The 12,885-nt window shown below is 55.2% G+C and carries 13 protein-coding genes; 2 read left to right on the top strand and 11 right to left on the bottom strand.

Annotation, left to right across the window (positions count from 1 at the left end; all coding sequences use genetic code 11):
* Window positions 1-139: 139 nt before the first annotated feature.
* The 11 genes from E9531_RS13550 to E9531_RS13500 all read right to left on the bottom strand — a co-directional run bounded on the left by E9531_RS13550 (window position 140) and on the right by E9531_RS13500 (window position 10,135).
* A complete protein-coding gene (locus tag E9531_RS13550; RefSeq protein ID WP_158291793.1) occupies window positions 140-1,123 on the bottom strand; it encodes an ABC transporter substrate-binding protein in 984 nt (327 codons plus the stop codon).
* Window positions 1,124-1,185: 62 nt separating this feature from the next.
* Window positions 1,186-2,007, bottom strand: coding sequence for an ABC transporter ATP-binding protein (locus tag E9531_RS13545; protein WP_136574303.1), 822 nt, complete (start codon window positions 2,005-2,007; stop codon window positions 1,186-1,188).
* A complete protein-coding gene (locus E9531_RS13540) occupies window positions 2,004-2,765 on the bottom strand; it encodes an ABC transporter permease (RefSeq protein ID WP_136574302.1) in 762 nt (253 codons plus the stop codon). The genes E9531_RS13545 and E9531_RS13540 overlap by 4 nt, the downstream gene beginning before the upstream one ends.
* The gene (locus E9531_RS13535) at window positions 2,762-3,628 is read right to left on the bottom strand and encodes an ABC transporter permease (RefSeq protein ID WP_136574301.1); all 867 of its coding nucleotides are present in this window, start codon (window positions 3,626-3,628) and stop codon (window positions 2,762-2,764) included. The genes E9531_RS13540 and E9531_RS13535 overlap by 4 nt, the downstream gene beginning before the upstream one ends.
* Window positions 3,621-5,153 carry an NtaA/DmoA family FMN-dependent monooxygenase gene (locus E9531_RS13530; protein WP_211343443.1) on the bottom strand — a complete coding sequence of 511 codons (1,533 nt, stop codon included), beginning with the start codon at window positions 5,151-5,153 and terminating at the stop codon, window positions 3,621-3,623. Before E9531_RS13530 ends, E9531_RS13535 begins: the two co-directional genes overlap by 8 nt.
* 30 nt (window positions 5,154-5,183) lie before the next feature.
* Complete coding sequence (locus E9531_RS13525; protein WP_158291792.1) at window positions 5,184-6,248, bottom strand: LLM class flavin-dependent oxidoreductase; 1,065 nt, start codon at window positions 6,246-6,248, stop codon at window positions 5,184-5,186.
* Between the two features lie 730 nt (window positions 6,249-6,978).
* Window positions 6,979-7,128: a hypothetical protein gene (locus E9531_RS17665; RefSeq protein WP_211343442.1), complete on the bottom strand. Its 150-nt coding sequence runs from the start codon at window positions 7,126-7,128 to the stop codon at window positions 6,979-6,981.
* An 82-nt stretch (window positions 7,129-7,210) separates the two neighbouring features.
* Window positions 7,211-7,519 carry a hypothetical protein gene (locus tag E9531_RS17660; RefSeq protein ID WP_136574298.1) on the bottom strand — a complete coding sequence of 103 codons (309 nt, stop codon included), beginning with the start codon at window positions 7,517-7,519 and terminating at the stop codon, window positions 7,211-7,213.
* 54 nt (window positions 7,520-7,573) lie between these two features.
* A complete protein-coding gene (locus E9531_RS13510) occupies window positions 7,574-8,056 on the bottom strand; it encodes a hypothetical protein (RefSeq protein ID WP_136574297.1) in 483 nt (160 codons plus the stop codon).
* 49 nt (window positions 8,057-8,105) lie between these two features.
* Window positions 8,106-8,474, bottom strand: a complete 369-nt coding sequence (locus tag E9531_RS13505) for a hypothetical protein (RefSeq protein WP_136574296.1) — start codon at window positions 8,472-8,474, stop codon at window positions 8,106-8,108.
* A 380-nt stretch (window positions 8,475-8,854) separates the two neighbouring features.
* Window positions 8,855-10,135 (bottom strand): glutamate-5-semialdehyde dehydrogenase, encoded by a 1,281-nt coding sequence (locus E9531_RS13500; RefSeq protein ID WP_136574295.1) that lies wholly within the window; start codon window positions 10,133-10,135, stop codon window positions 8,855-8,857.
* Window positions 10,136-10,403: 268 nt separating this feature from the next.
* Between E9531_RS13500 and E9531_RS13495 the strand changes: the two genes are divergently transcribed.
* Both E9531_RS13495 and E9531_RS13490 read left to right on the top strand, forming a co-directional pair.
* On the top strand, window positions 10,404-11,417 hold the full coding sequence (locus tag E9531_RS13495; protein WP_136574294.1) for a tripartite tricarboxylate transporter substrate-binding protein: 1,014 nt from the start codon (window positions 10,404-10,406) through the stop codon (window positions 11,415-11,417).
* Window positions 11,418-11,546: 129 nt separating this feature from the next.
* Window positions 11,547-12,875: a sulfatase family protein gene (locus E9531_RS13490; RefSeq protein ID WP_136574293.1), complete on the top strand. Its 1,329-nt coding sequence runs from the start codon at window positions 11,547-11,549 to the stop codon at window positions 12,873-12,875.
* Window positions 12,876-12,885: the final 10 nt, after the last annotated feature.

The following is a 12,885-nucleotide window of genomic DNA, read 5'->3' as shown; positions in this document are numbered from 1 at the left end:
TCGTTGCTTTGTTGATTTTTAGGCTTTTGCAGAGTCTCCTTAAATAACCATTTTGTCGATTAGCAGAGATAGCGGCCATCTACCACACAAGTAGTGTGGCGCAAAGTGGCTCGTTAGTGATGTGAGGCGACTGAGATGCTCAGTTCGACGGCTTCCAAAACACGGAGTCCAAGTCAGGCGCTTGGCGGATCAATTTGTAGCGTACCAAGTCGTCACCGATGATCCTGAGCTTATCGGCGGCTAAATCGTTGGTGTAGAGATTCAGGTCTGCGGCGTTGACCAGTTCTGGATTGAAGTTGAATTTCTCAATTACGGCTGCGCGCACTTCGTCGGTGTGCTGGCTGGCGTAGAGGTTGGCTTCGTCTAACGCAGCGTTGAAGCGTTTGAGTACGTCGGGATTTTTCTGCGCGAAGTTGCGACTGGTGTTGTAGTAACCGCTCACTGCTCCGGGGATGGAGCCGGAGTTGGCCGACAGCAGAGGTACCAGACCGGCTTGCTTGGCGGCTGCTCCCAACGGCTCGTACAGCCACACAGCGTCGATCTGGCCGTTTTTCACCGCGTCATAGGCGTCTTCGCCGTTCACTTTGGTCCAACGTACCTTGCTCAAGTCCTCGATACCCAAGTTCTCTAGCGACTTGAGGGTAGACCATTCGGCGATGTTTTTGACTGATAGGGTGCCAATGTTTGCATCGGCCAGCTGCTTGGGATCGGTGAACTTACCGTCTTTCTTAACCCAGATGCGGTAGGGGTCCTTGGATGGGTCGCTTGGATGAGAGTAGGTTGCATGCACTAGTTGCAGGGGAAGGCCGTTATCGATGGCTTGAAGCGAACTGATGGCATTGGCATAGCCAACATCGAACTGGCCGCTCAGCACTGTGGGAACTACAGTAGCGCCGGAGCTGGCGACGCTGATCGTTGCTTCCAGGCCGTGTTTCTTAAAAATACCATTCTTGTCGGCCAACAGCAGCGGACCTGCGTCGAGGAAGGGCATGACGTTGATTTTTATGGGTTGCTGCAATACCTGTGCGTGGGCAGCGAGGCTGCCTAGGCCGAAGCTGCTGAAGAGGCTTGTGGTGAGGGCGATGCGCGTGAGGCCGCGCAGGAAGTTCGAACGTGTGGTCATGATTGGTCTCATCAATGGTTCAAGAAGCGAGAGGAGGGCAACGCCGTATTCGTGGGCCGCATTTAGGGTTTAGGGGTAGCTAGCGTGTCCGTTGCTGGATGGCGCGAGGACTGCTGGATCAGCGACAAAATGCGCGCTCGCGCCAAGGCAAAGGCCGGCAGGCTCTTGGTGTTAATTTGGTCGCGTTCGCGCGGTAGCTCTATGGTCACGCTGTCTAGCACCACGCTTGGTGCGCGACTGAGCACGATTACACGGTCTGCCATGTACACAGCCTCGTCAACATCGTGGGTGACCAGCAGCACGGTGGCTCCGCTTTGGGCGCGCAGTGTAAGTACCAAGTCTTCCAATTCGGCGCGGGTCTGCGCATCTACGGATGCAAAAGGCTCATCCATGATCAGTACTGTGGGGGCATAGGCCAACGCTCGGGCGATGGCTACACGTTGCTGCTGCCCGCCAGACAGCTCAGTTGGCCGCTTCCGGCCCATGCCGGGTAACCCGACTTGTGCCAGCACGCGCTCGGTGATGCGTTGGCGCTCTGTGGCATCGCGCACTTTGTTTACCAGTGGTAGTTGCACATTTTTTTCAATGTTGAACCAAGGAAAGAGCGAGCGAGCGTAGTCTTGGAACACGAGAGCGAAGTCCAGTGGTGTACCTTCGACGGGGTGGCCGCGATAAAGGACCTGGCCGCCGGTAGCAGCCAATAGGCCGGTAAGCATGCGCAGCACGGTACTTTTTCCGGCTCCGGAGGGGCCGACAATTGCTAGCAGTTCGCCTGGTGCCACGCTGAAGTTGACGTCGCCAACAGCGGTAATCTCTCCGCCGGCTGAAGAATAAACTTTGCGCAGGTGGCGCGCTTCGAGGATTGGGGTGGTGGAAGATCTCATGGGGAAGGGATCCATCTCTGCAGGGCGCGTTCCAACATGGTGAGCGCGACGTTTAGCAGGCAACCAATCATGCCCAATACCAGCACCCCCGACCACATGCGTGGTATTTCGTAGGTGTACTGGGCGTTGAGGATGATGGAGCCTATGCCGCGATCGGCGCCAATCATCTCGCTAGTCACGGCAATGATTAGGGCCAGCGGCAGGGCGATGTGCAAGCCCATCATTGCGCGTGGCAGCAGCGCGGGAAAAATCACCTGCAGTTGGCGTTGACGGCGCGTGAGGCGAAAGACTGTGGCCGTGTCCAGCCACTGGCGTGGAAGGTTACGGCAGCCGTCGCTCACATTGAGCAAGATGGGCCAGAAGGCGCTGAGCGCAATGATGAAGACTTTCATTGCATCGCCGATGCCGAAGAGCGATATGGCAAAGGGCACCAGCGCGACCTGCGGGATGGAGCGAACGAATTCGATCAGCGGAGTAAGGGCCCGATCCAGCCAGCGTAGTTGACCAATCAGCATGCCTGCCACGGCACCAGAGAGTGAGCCGGCGAGGAGCCCCCAGCCTAGATTTGTAAGGGTTGAGGCTATGTCGCGAAGGCCATCGGTAGAGCGCCAGTAGCCATAGGCATCTGTCAGTAGCGTGCGCAGCGGTGGGAAAAAGAGGTTCTCGGAATGCCAACTCAGGGCGAGCCAGCCACCAAAAAAGACCAGCACACCGGTCAATCCAGTCAAGGTGCGAGCGTACAGGTTCATTGTCTTCATGCAGGCATCCCTCCTGCGCGAGCGATGCGTTGTTCCACTAAGCGCGTAAGTCCAAGGTTGACGATGCCACCCACCAGCGCTGCTACCAAGATGTAGGCATACATAGCAGTGGTGTTCCCGCCTGCATAGGCCATGGCAATCTGGTGACCTACGCCGTTGATGCCAGCTAGCAGTTCCATGCTGATGAGTAGGACCAACGCTGCGGCAGCCCCTAAACGCAATGCTGTCCAGAGGTAGGGGGTCATGCCAGGCAGAACGATCCAGCGTAGGCGCTGACTGGTCGTAAAACCAAACGCCCGTGCCGTGTCCTCGACCACTGGGTCTACGCGTGCTACGCCGCGCAGGATGGACGGCAGGATCTGCCACACTGTACCGAAGGCAGTTAGAAAGAGCGCTGCCTGCAAGCTGGTACCTAACGTGAGGATGACCAATGGAATCAGAGCCGTGGAAGGGACCGGACGGATGAATTCGAGCACAGGAAGCGCGGATGCGCGTATCACTCGCTGAGTACCCAATCCGACGCCAAGCAGCAATGCCACTGCAAATGAGACGGCTAATGCTAGTGCCCATGTCAAGAGCGTTTGGCTTAGCGATGGCCACAGACGGCCAGTACTGGCTTCGGTCCACAACGCCTGAAGTACAGCACTGACGGGGGGGAACTTACGCGGATTTATAAGTGCTTGGCGTGAAAGAAACTCCGCCACACTCAATAGTAGAACCAAGGTGATAAACGGCGGTGCCATGCCAGCAATTGTGCGCAGGAGCCAAGACTGCTGATTTTCATCTGCTGAACGCGCTGACGTTGTATCTCCTCTTGGCATACGGCGTGCAGCCAGCACTGAGGACAGTGAAAGCTCAGCCATGGCTTGGCTCAACTGCTAAAGGTTTAACCGCACTCACTGCACTACTGGAAAAAGTGTCCTCGCTGATTGAGGGTGAAAGTGGCGGCGTTGTGCGGCGAGGTGGGCGCGTTAACCGCAAATGGTCACGGAAGGTATGGCCGCTGTAGTCCAGCCTGAAGAGGCCGCGCGCTTGCAATTCTGGGACCACAAGCCGCGCGAAATCATCTACTGTTCCGGGCAGGTAGGATGGGAATATATTGAAACCATCGGCTGCTTCAGTGTGCAGCCAGTGTTGCATAAAATCAGCCACTTCCTGGGGGTTGCCAACCACGGTGGCGGTCTGGGCAATAGAGGCGTGGATGAGGTCGCGAAAGCGGATGCGCTGTGCCGGATCTGCCGCATCTACCGTGCGACGCGTCTGGGTGGAGACAAACTTGAAGATGGCCTGACCGGCTTCGTGTGCACGTGTCAACACGTCAGGTGGTACCAGTGCGTCGTGATCGTTGCCTCGTACGTCCACTCCAATGGCAGATGATACGAGCGTAAGGTTGCGCTTGCTTCCGCGCCCCAGAGATACGTACTGGAAGCCTTGTAGTTTATCTTCAGTGTTTACCTCTCCTTCTGTGCGAGGGTCCTCCGCATCTAGCGTGATCAAGGCATTGAGTTGGTCATAAATGGCGACAGCTTCAGCGGTGGTCTCAGCTGTAATCACGATCAGTCCGGGCATGATGGAGATGTCGTCGGCCGCACGGTCGTATTTGGCCGCTCGAGCCTTGATGTCACGGTAATAGGCCTGTGCATCTGCGTGTGTGGCCGCACCGGTGAAAACTACGTCTGCTTCGCGCGCTGCCAATTCGCGTGAGCGGTCGGAGGTGCCCGCATGCAGCAGTACTACATGGCCTTGCGGTGGGCGCGGCATGTCCAGTGCGCTGTCGATGTGGATTAGTGGGCCTGTGTGGGCAATTGGATGAATGCGATTGCGGTCAATTTTTAGGCCGTGTAGATCTGTTTGCACAGCGTCGTCTTCCCAACTATCCCAGAGTTTCCGCACCACGTCCACGAACTCATCGGCCCAGTCATAGCGTTGCTCTGTAGACCAGTGTTCCTTGCGACCGAAGTTCTGTGCGGCGGCTGGGTCAGCCCCGGTTACCAAGTTCCACGAGGCGCGCCCGCCACTGAGGTGGTCCAGCGCAGCGGTCATACGGGCCACGGTGTAGGGGTCGTTGTAGGTGGGGTTGGCGGTTACCACTAGGCCGATGTGAGTGGTCACTGCCGCCACGGCACTGGCCACCGTAAATGGCTCCAGGCGCGACATCTGGCCGGGGTTTGTTTTTGCCAGCGCGGGGTCGGAAACCAGTCGATCACCTAGAAATAGAAAGTCGAATTTTGCTGCCTCGGCAGTCTTCACGACAGACTGGATAAAGGCTATATCGAAAGCGCCATCTGTGCGCGCATCCGGGTGGCGCCAACCGGCTGAATGGGTACCAGTGGCCCAGAACATCAGACCCAATCGAAGCTGTTTCTTGGAGGGTTTAGCGGAAATCATTCGTATGGAGAAAAATAAAACGGGCTGCGATCAGATCGAGGAAGACTCTTGAAGTCGGTTGGCAGGGCGGCGAAGCCTTAGCTTTTGACGCAGCGTTATACGTGGCAGATTTGCTGAATCAAGTGAAGTTTGCGTCTCTTGCGCAAGCCAGACTGGTAGCAGTTCGCGGCTGGCGAGTTGAAGCTGTCTAGCAGCGTTTGAGATAGGTCGAAGGTTTAATCCATCGATTCCAGATTGCTGTGCAAAGGTCAGTAGTGCTTTCGCTAGAGTTTTAGCGTCGCCTTCTAACTCACTGTTTAGTAGACGTGATGCAACATGGCCTGACTGAGGATCTGCTGCTTCAGTAAGTTTGAAATACACATTGGCAAAGACAAGACCTTCCCATTTTGGGTTTTGCTCTCGTATTTGCACCTGCAGCTCAATAGCATGGAGGCTGTCGCGCGGTGAAATAATGGCAATGTCGGCCTCTAAGTTATGAAGATCACAACCTTCACGCCATTGCAGTACTACAGGAGGTTGCCCTTGAGGTGGGCGTGCGACATTGAGTGCACCTTCGACGGAGAAATGCAGGCCTTCATGTTTGACGGCATGCACTTTTTCAGATAGCACGAAGCATCCAGTGGATTTGTCGCGCACGAAAGCATCGTCTTCCCAAGAGTCCCAAAGCTTGCGGATAACACTGATGTATTCAGGCAAATTTTCATTACTGGCAATGCCACGAGCACCAGGCCCAGTGACGTAGCGCTGCGCGGTATCTGTGGGCCCGTATTCTTGGACAAGCCACCCCGCACGGCCATTCGAGACATAGTCAGTAGACGCGATTAGACGAGCAAGATTGAAGGGTTCAAATACACAGGGAGATGCCCCGACGACCAATCCGATGTGCGTTGTTTGTGTGGCCAGGAATGCGGCCAATACGCCAGGCTCCCACTGCAGCGGTTGATTGGCTGAGTGCGTGTTTTCAGACAGTATCAGCAGTGCTACACCAGCAGAATCCGCCTCTCTCACCAGTGTTTGTAGCTCGCGCGGACCGGCATGCAGGTGTTCACCACTAAACTCGGAATGAGCCCCTGAACGGTCATCAGTTTGACCCAACTGATAGCTAAGAAAAGGGAGGACGTATGTGCGGTTCCTCTGTTGCGGCACTGAATGCATAACTGGCGATTTCTAAAAAGAAGCCGAATTCTGTGTCAGGCGTTCAATGTGTCAAAATACTTTTAATCCATATGTTTATTCCGCAGCATGCACATGATGAGATGGATGGGTGATAAGTTCTGTCGCAGTAAAAAAACAGCACTGACCAGCCCTACTCCCAGGCTCCCTAATCAGGGATGTATAGCCTTTCATTTGGGCCCTGTTTTGTCACTGTGACAAAGCCTTTTTCTTTAATGAGGCAAGCCTAACGCAAAGGTGAGCGGACGCCGTAGGCGGTCCGCTCGACTGAAGGGTTAGGCAGCTTTTTGCGCACCGAGCTACCTACACAAGCTATCGATCTGCTCCGAGAAGCCGGGATGCGCTTCATTTGCCCTGGAGAGGATCTCCGCAGCCGAGAGCGCGGCGACCCCTGAGTTTTCTATAGCAAACGATGCGAATTGAGCATTGGGCTTGCCATCTAAATCTGGGTAGGCCACAGCCTCATATGGACCAACACCATTGGCCAGTAGCCAAAGGTATTCGTCTAGGTTGAGCGCTACAACACCTTTCTCGCCCTCCGAGCCAAGGAAGACTATGGGTTGCTTCTCAAGCGGTTCGTTTGGAAGAACAAGCCAAAAGGCAGCGTAGCCACCAGTACCGTCTTGCCCAAAGACCCTGAACTGCGATCCGTCTACTGCGCATTGCCCGTCCAAGCTTTGAACCAGCTTGCATTCTCTTCCGCTGGAAAGAAGTTTTGGCACGGTTCAAAGTCGTACCCGCCATCGTAGTCGAACTCCAGCTGGTGCAACAGCGGCGGAAATGTAGTGTCCCAATTGCTCAATGGACTCTCCTTGGCGGTCTGAAGCTGCCTAACGTACAAGTTAAGCGGCTGGCTGCAAGCCACAGTCCGCTTGAATGCAAGGTTAGAGTTCTTTGGATATCCATGGAAAGCTTTGCAGTTCATCGTATTGTGACGATAAGAATCTGCAAAAGAGCTTCTCAATTTCACCTCTAGCAATGTTTTCTGTCCAAAGGTCGGGCCTGTCTAGTTGTTCACTTGGCCCAAATGCAACATAGTTTATGTCTGTCCTGATGGTGAAGGCGTAAAGACCATCATCTGAAATGAATGTGATGTCGTTTCGTTCATGTGAGAAAGGCTCTGTAATTGCAAATAAAGCCCATAGCAGATTCACATGGCGCTCTTTCTTTTCGAGTGAAATATGGATTTTCATCAACTCACAGAAATTCTAACGCCTTAATTAAGCCGCCGCCGCCGCTTGCGGTGGTCAGCTTGAATGAATTGTTAGCTTGCGGCGCCGAAGCACAAAGCCTGAAATACCAAGGAAGCAGGACGCAACAATAGCGCTACCGATGATGGAACCTGTGGAGCGGTTTGAAAAATTCGGGCTGAAAAGCGCCGTGTGGATAGTGGTTTGAAGTGTTCGTTGTTGTGGAAACACCCAAGAGTTGCGATTACCGGAGTGGGAAATAACAAAGATAAGCAGGAACGCGCAAATGATGATTGCGGAAATGCTTGTGTAAACCGCGACCTGAGCAGCAAGCACAGAGCGAAAGGCAACCGCGACTAGCGTAAGACCGAAAAGCAGCGCACCGGGCATGCACCAGCTCTGCAACGTAGAGATGCCAGGCTGATAGTGATCGTCAAGTGAAGCCGTGGCAGCGCGGAAATAGAGCATCGCGGCATAAACAAGCGCGACGACTGCCACGATCGCGACTTGAAGAACACTGAATTCTCTAGAACGTTTCATGTGCAAGCTAACGTTTGAATTCAGCGGCAGCCGAAGGCTGTCCGCTGGGTTAGACGACATCTTTTTCAAGCCATTCCTTGGCCGCTCGAAACGCTCGACTTGCATCGGAGAACTTTGGCTCTTCAATGATGCTCTCATCTTCCGCAGTGGCTCCAAGCCAGAGTTGCACGACAAAATTTCCGCCCGACATTCTCAACTGCAGAGTGTGCATCCCCTTGAGGCCAAGCGCGAACACGTATGGGCCGTTTTCGTCGTTGCGCACACTGACATGCGAGCAAATCGGAGCGACCTCGCTTGCAAAGTCATTTAGAAGGATCGCGATGTCAGTCATGACGCCTAACGTTTGAGCTAAGCGGCTGCGAAGCAGTCCGCTTGAGCGAAGGGTTAGAGCGGAGTTAAATGCTTTCGGATCAACCATGCTGAAAGCAAAGCGAAAAACAGTCTAAACAGGAAACCATAAAAATTTTCTGAAAAAAATAAAATCAATATGGGATCAGTGGGATTATTTTTACCAAGAGGAAGTGTTATTAAACCTAATATTGCAAATGCAATAAAAGATATTACATTTCCGGCGATATAGAGTTGAAGCCACCAGCGCCAACCTTCCCGCTTGGATTTATTTCTCTGCATAGGCATATGCTTCTAACTAGAATTAGAAGGCTTTGATCTTACTGAGCTACACCGCCTAATGCAACCTGTAGTTCTTACTTACATAGGGAAAGCAAGCCTGCCAGTCTATTAGACAGGCCTAAATTTTTGCGGATGGGAAGTGCGCTCGGGCTTTTCCCATTTACGTTGTTATTGCCGAATCTCGCCTTCACCCAACACAATGTATTTGAGCGAGGTCAGGCCTTCCACGCCCACTGGCCCACGGGCGTGGAATTTGTCGGTGCTGATTCCAATTTCGGCTCCCAAGCCAAACTCAAAGCCATCGGCAAAGCGCGTGCTGGCGTTGACCATCACGCTGGCTGAATCGACTTCGCGCAAAAAACGCTGTGCGTGTTGGTGGTTTGTGGTGACGATGGCATCGGTGTGGTGGCTGCCGTATTGGTTGATGTGGGCAATGGCCTCATCCAGCCCGGCGACGATTTTGATGCTGATGATGGGGGCGAGGTATTCGGTGCTCCAGTCCGCTTCTGTGGCAGGCACCACGTTGGCCTGTGGCGCTGCGGATACTAGCGGCGCGACATCGCCTGTCACGCGCATTTCCACGCCTTTGGCGGCATAGATGGCGGCGATTTTTGGCAGGAAGGCATCGGCCACGCCGCGTGCCACCAGCAGTGTTTCGGTGGCGTTGCAGGGGCTGTACTTTTGGGTTTTGGCGTTGTCGGCAATGGTGACGGCTTGGTCGATGTTGCAAGGGTCGTCCACATAGGTGTGGCAAATGCCATCCAAATGTTTGATGACGGGCACTTTGGCCTCGGCACTAATGCGTTCAATCAAGCCACGGCCACCGCGGGGGATGATGACATCCACGTACTCGGGCATGGTGATGAGGCTGCCGACGGCGGCGCGGTCGGTGGTGGGCACCAGTTGTACGCCGTCTTCGGGTAATTGCGCGCTGATTAAGGCTTGGCGCACCAAGGCTGCCTGTGCTTTGTTGGAGTCAATCGCCTCCGAACCGCCGCGCAAAATGCAGGCATTGCCGCTTTTGATGGCCAGGCTTGCTGCTTCAATAGTGACGTTGGGGCGGCTTTCGTAAATCATGCCGAATACGCCCAGTGGCACGCGCATCTGTCCAACGCGAATGCCTGATGGCTGCTGGCGCAGGCCGATGATGTCGCCAATGATGTCGGGCATGGCGGCCAGTTGTTCGCAGCCTTCGGCAGCGGTTGCCAGCACTTTGTCTGTGAGTTTTAGGCGGTCCACCATCGGTTCGGCCAAGCCATTGGCGCGGGCGCGTTCTACGTCTTTGGCGTTTTCTGTTTGCAGCGCCGGCGATTGTTCGCGCAGCAATTGCGCCAAAGTGCGCAAAGCCTGTGCTTTTTGTTGGGTCGTTGCGATGGCCATGCGGGCGCTGGCATGGCGAGCTTGCACGCCAATGGCGCGCATGGTTTCTTCAATGGTGGCGGTGTTCATGGTGCCATTGTGCCAAAGAGTCACGGTGCAAGCGTGCCGTATGCGCCTTGTGCGGATGTTTGGCGATCGCTTAGCCTTGCATTTGGGCGTGCACATCACTTTTTTATGGGTTTCCCCGCGTGATGCTGCGCTTGTATATAGCTATAAGCATATAAGTAAAAGTGCATAGCGCCGTTTGATAATCGCGGCAGTGCAGGCTAGTGGCCTACAGCGCACTCGTACTCGTATTTGCTGTGCGTGGCGCCCTATTTTTCTTTGGAGTGTGTTGATGACATCGTTTCGTTCTGTTTTGACCCGTCGCCAAGTTCTATTAGGCAGTGCTGTTGTGGCATTACTGGGTGGGATGGGACAGCCACCACTGGCCCATTCTCAAGTCCAGGCCCAGAAAGCGTTGCTTACGTCCCCGCTGAGCATTGTGGTGGGGTACCCAGCTGGTGGCTCTTCAGACCGTGCTGCGCGGCTGCTGGCAGATGCCTTGACTGTCAAGCTGGGCGTGGCCGTAGTGGTGGAAAATAAACCTGGTGCTGGTGGCCGAGTGGCTGCGCAACAGTTCAAAGCCACTCCGGCAGACAAGAATGTGTTGATGCTGGCCAACCCAGCTGTGATGGTGGTGGCGCCTTTGGTGTTTAAAGACGTGGGGTATGACGTCGCAAAAGATTTCACACCCGTTTCGCACTTGACCAATTACGACTTTGCAGTGGCCGTAGCCCCTGATTTGCCGGTGACGGACTTGGGCGGCCTCATGACTTGGCTGCGTGAGAACCCAAGCAAAGCCAATATAGGCGTGCCTGCAACCGGTAGCCTGCCGCACTTTTTTGCTCTGATGCTGGGGGAGAAAGCGGGTGTGCAATCGGAGGTCATTGGCTACAACGGATCAGCGCCGCTGACCAGCGATTTGCTGGGGGGGCAAATTCCTGTGGCCGTGGATACAGAGGATGCGCTGCTGCCGCAGTACCTGGGCGGTAAATTGCGGATTTTGGCGACCTCTGGGCAAGAGCGCTCCATTTGGGCTGCGCAGGTGCCGACTTTCCAAGAGGCGGGCTTGCAGTTGCAAGCCGCAGGCTGGAACACGTTGTATGCCCCTGCAAGTACGCCTGCTGATAGGGTGCAGGTGCTAGCCAGCGCGGTGCACGAGGTGATGCAAGAGCCTGCACTGCGCCAGCGCTTTATTGATGCCAAGATTACCCCTGTGGGCAGCACGCAAGCGCAAACCCGCGCGACGTTGGTCGCATTCGAACAGCAATGGGCTCCAGTGGTTAAAACCTCGGGTTACCAGCCGTAAACTTCAGCCACCAATTCCCGTGGTAAGTACTACCGGTTTGATGGCGTAGCGCCGTTTCTGGGCACTGCAGGCAATTCGCGGGTGTGATTGTTTGTACACTGCGCCTTTTGGTTTTGAGAGAGCACGCTGATGCAGCAGCCCAATATCATTTTCATCGTGGCCGACGACCTCGGCTTTGCCGATTTGGGCTGCTACGGTGGGCGCGAAGCCAGCTTTGGCCCAGTGTCTCCCGTGCTTGATGGTTTGGCCCAAAACGGTTTGCTTTTCACGCAAGGGTATTCCAATTCGCCCGTGTGTTCCCCCACCCGATTTGCTTTGATGACCGGGCGCTACCAATACCGTTTGCGTGGTGCTGCAGAAGAGCCTATTCGCAGCGATGCGCGTGGCAACGATCGGCTGGGCCTGCCGCCCTCACACCCCACATTGCCTTCGCTACTGCGGCAAGCCGGTTACCGTACTGCTTTGGTGGGCAAATGGCACTTGGGCTATCCGCCCCATTTTGGGCCTTTGCAATCGGGTTATGACGAATTTTATGGCGCACTCTCTGGCGGGTTGGACTACTTCACGCATGCCGATTCACGTGGAAACCACGATTGGTGGGAAGGGCAAGAGGCCAAGCACGAAGACGGGTATTTGACGGACTTACTCTCGCGCCGCGCAGTTGATTATGTGCACCGCCAGGCGCAGGCCAATACCCGCGAAGGGGCCAAACCATTTTTCCTGAGTTTGCACTACACCGCGCCGCACTGGCCTTGGGAAACGCGCGACGATGCAAGCCGTGCGCCTACCTTGAAAAACGACTTGTTTGACCTTTCTGGCGGCAGTGTGGACACCTACCGCCGCATGATTCACCACATGGACGAAGGCATTGGCCAAGTCATGGCAGCACTGGCCCAGCATGGCATGATGGAGAACACCTTGGTCGTTTTTACCAGTGACAACGGCGGGGAGCGTTACTCCGACAACTGGCCGTTGGTTGGCGGCAAGATGGACTTGACCGAAGGCGGTATTCGCGTGCCATGGATTGCCCATTGGCCTGCGGTCATTACTGCGGGTGGCGTGACGGATCAGCAGTGCATGACCATGGATTGGTCAGTCACGATGCTGGCGTTGGCAGGTGCTGCTGCGGCAGATGATTACCCGCTCGATGGTGTTTCGCTCGTACCGGTATTGCAGGGCGGCCCCGCGTTTGAGCGTCCCTTGTATTGGCGCATGAACCATCGTGATCAGCGTGCGTACCGGCAAGGCGACTGGAAGTACCTAAAGGTGGACCAGCACGAATACCTTTTCAACGTGGTCGCCGATGCCCGCGAGCGCGCCAACCATGCCCGCCACGAGCCAGAACGCTTGGCCGCAATGCGCCAGCGCTGGCAAGAGTGGAACGCCTGCATGCCCGCCATTCCTGCTGATGCCACTATTTCCCCGGTGTATTCCACGAAGGACATGCCTCAGCGCTGAGTTCAACCGT

Origin of the sequence: Lampropedia puyangensis (assembly GCF_004833285.1) — a bacterium.
GTDB classification, from domain to species: domain Bacteria; phylum Pseudomonadota; class Gammaproteobacteria; order Burkholderiales; family Burkholderiaceae_C; genus Lampropedia; species Lampropedia puyangensis.
This window is presented reverse-complemented; position numbering and strand designations above follow the sequence as displayed.

What these genes read in the sequence shown, in the direction of transcription:
- E9531_RS13500 (WP_136574295.1), bottom strand. Translation starts at nt 10,135, where the DNA reads ATGAACACCGCCACCATTGAAGAAACCATGCGCGCCATTGGCGTGCAA.
- E9531_RS13550 (WP_158291793.1), bottom strand. Translation starts at nt 1,123, where the DNA reads ATGACCACACGTTCGAACTTCCTGCGCGGCCTCACGCGCATCGCCCTC.
- E9531_RS13490 (WP_136574293.1), top strand. Translation starts at nt 11,547, where the DNA reads ATGCAGCAGCCCAATATCATTTTCATCGTGGCCGACGACCTCGGCTTT.
- E9531_RS13510 (WP_136574297.1), bottom strand. Translation starts at nt 8,056, where the DNA reads ATGAAACGTTCTAGAGAATTCAGTGTTCTTCAAGTCGCGATCGTGGCA.
- E9531_RS13530 (WP_211343443.1), bottom strand. Translation starts at nt 5,153, where the DNA reads ATGATTTCCGCTAAACCCTCCAAGAAACAGCTTCGATTGGGTCTGATG.
- E9531_RS13535 (WP_136574301.1), bottom strand. Translation starts at nt 3,628, where the DNA reads ATGGCTGAGCTTTCACTGTCCTCAGTGCTGGCTGCACGCCGTATGCCA.
- E9531_RS13540 (WP_136574302.1), bottom strand. Translation starts at nt 2,765, where the DNA reads ATGAAGACAATGAACCTGTACGCTCGCACCTTGACTGGATTGACCGGT.
- E9531_RS13505 (WP_136574296.1), bottom strand. Translation starts at nt 8,474, where the DNA reads ATGGTTGATCCGAAAGCATTTAACTCCGCTCTAACCCTTCGCTCAAGC.
- E9531_RS17660 (WP_136574298.1), bottom strand. Translation starts at nt 7,519, where the DNA reads ATGAAAATCCATATTTCACTCGAAAAGAAAGAGCGCCATGTGAATCTG.
- E9531_RS13495 (WP_136574294.1), top strand. Translation starts at nt 10,404, where the DNA reads ATGACATCGTTTCGTTCTGTTTTGACCCGTCGCCAAGTTCTATTAGGC.
- E9531_RS13545 (WP_136574303.1), bottom strand. Translation starts at nt 2,007, where the DNA reads ATGAGATCTTCCACCACCCCAATCCTCGAAGCGCGCCACCTGCGCAAA.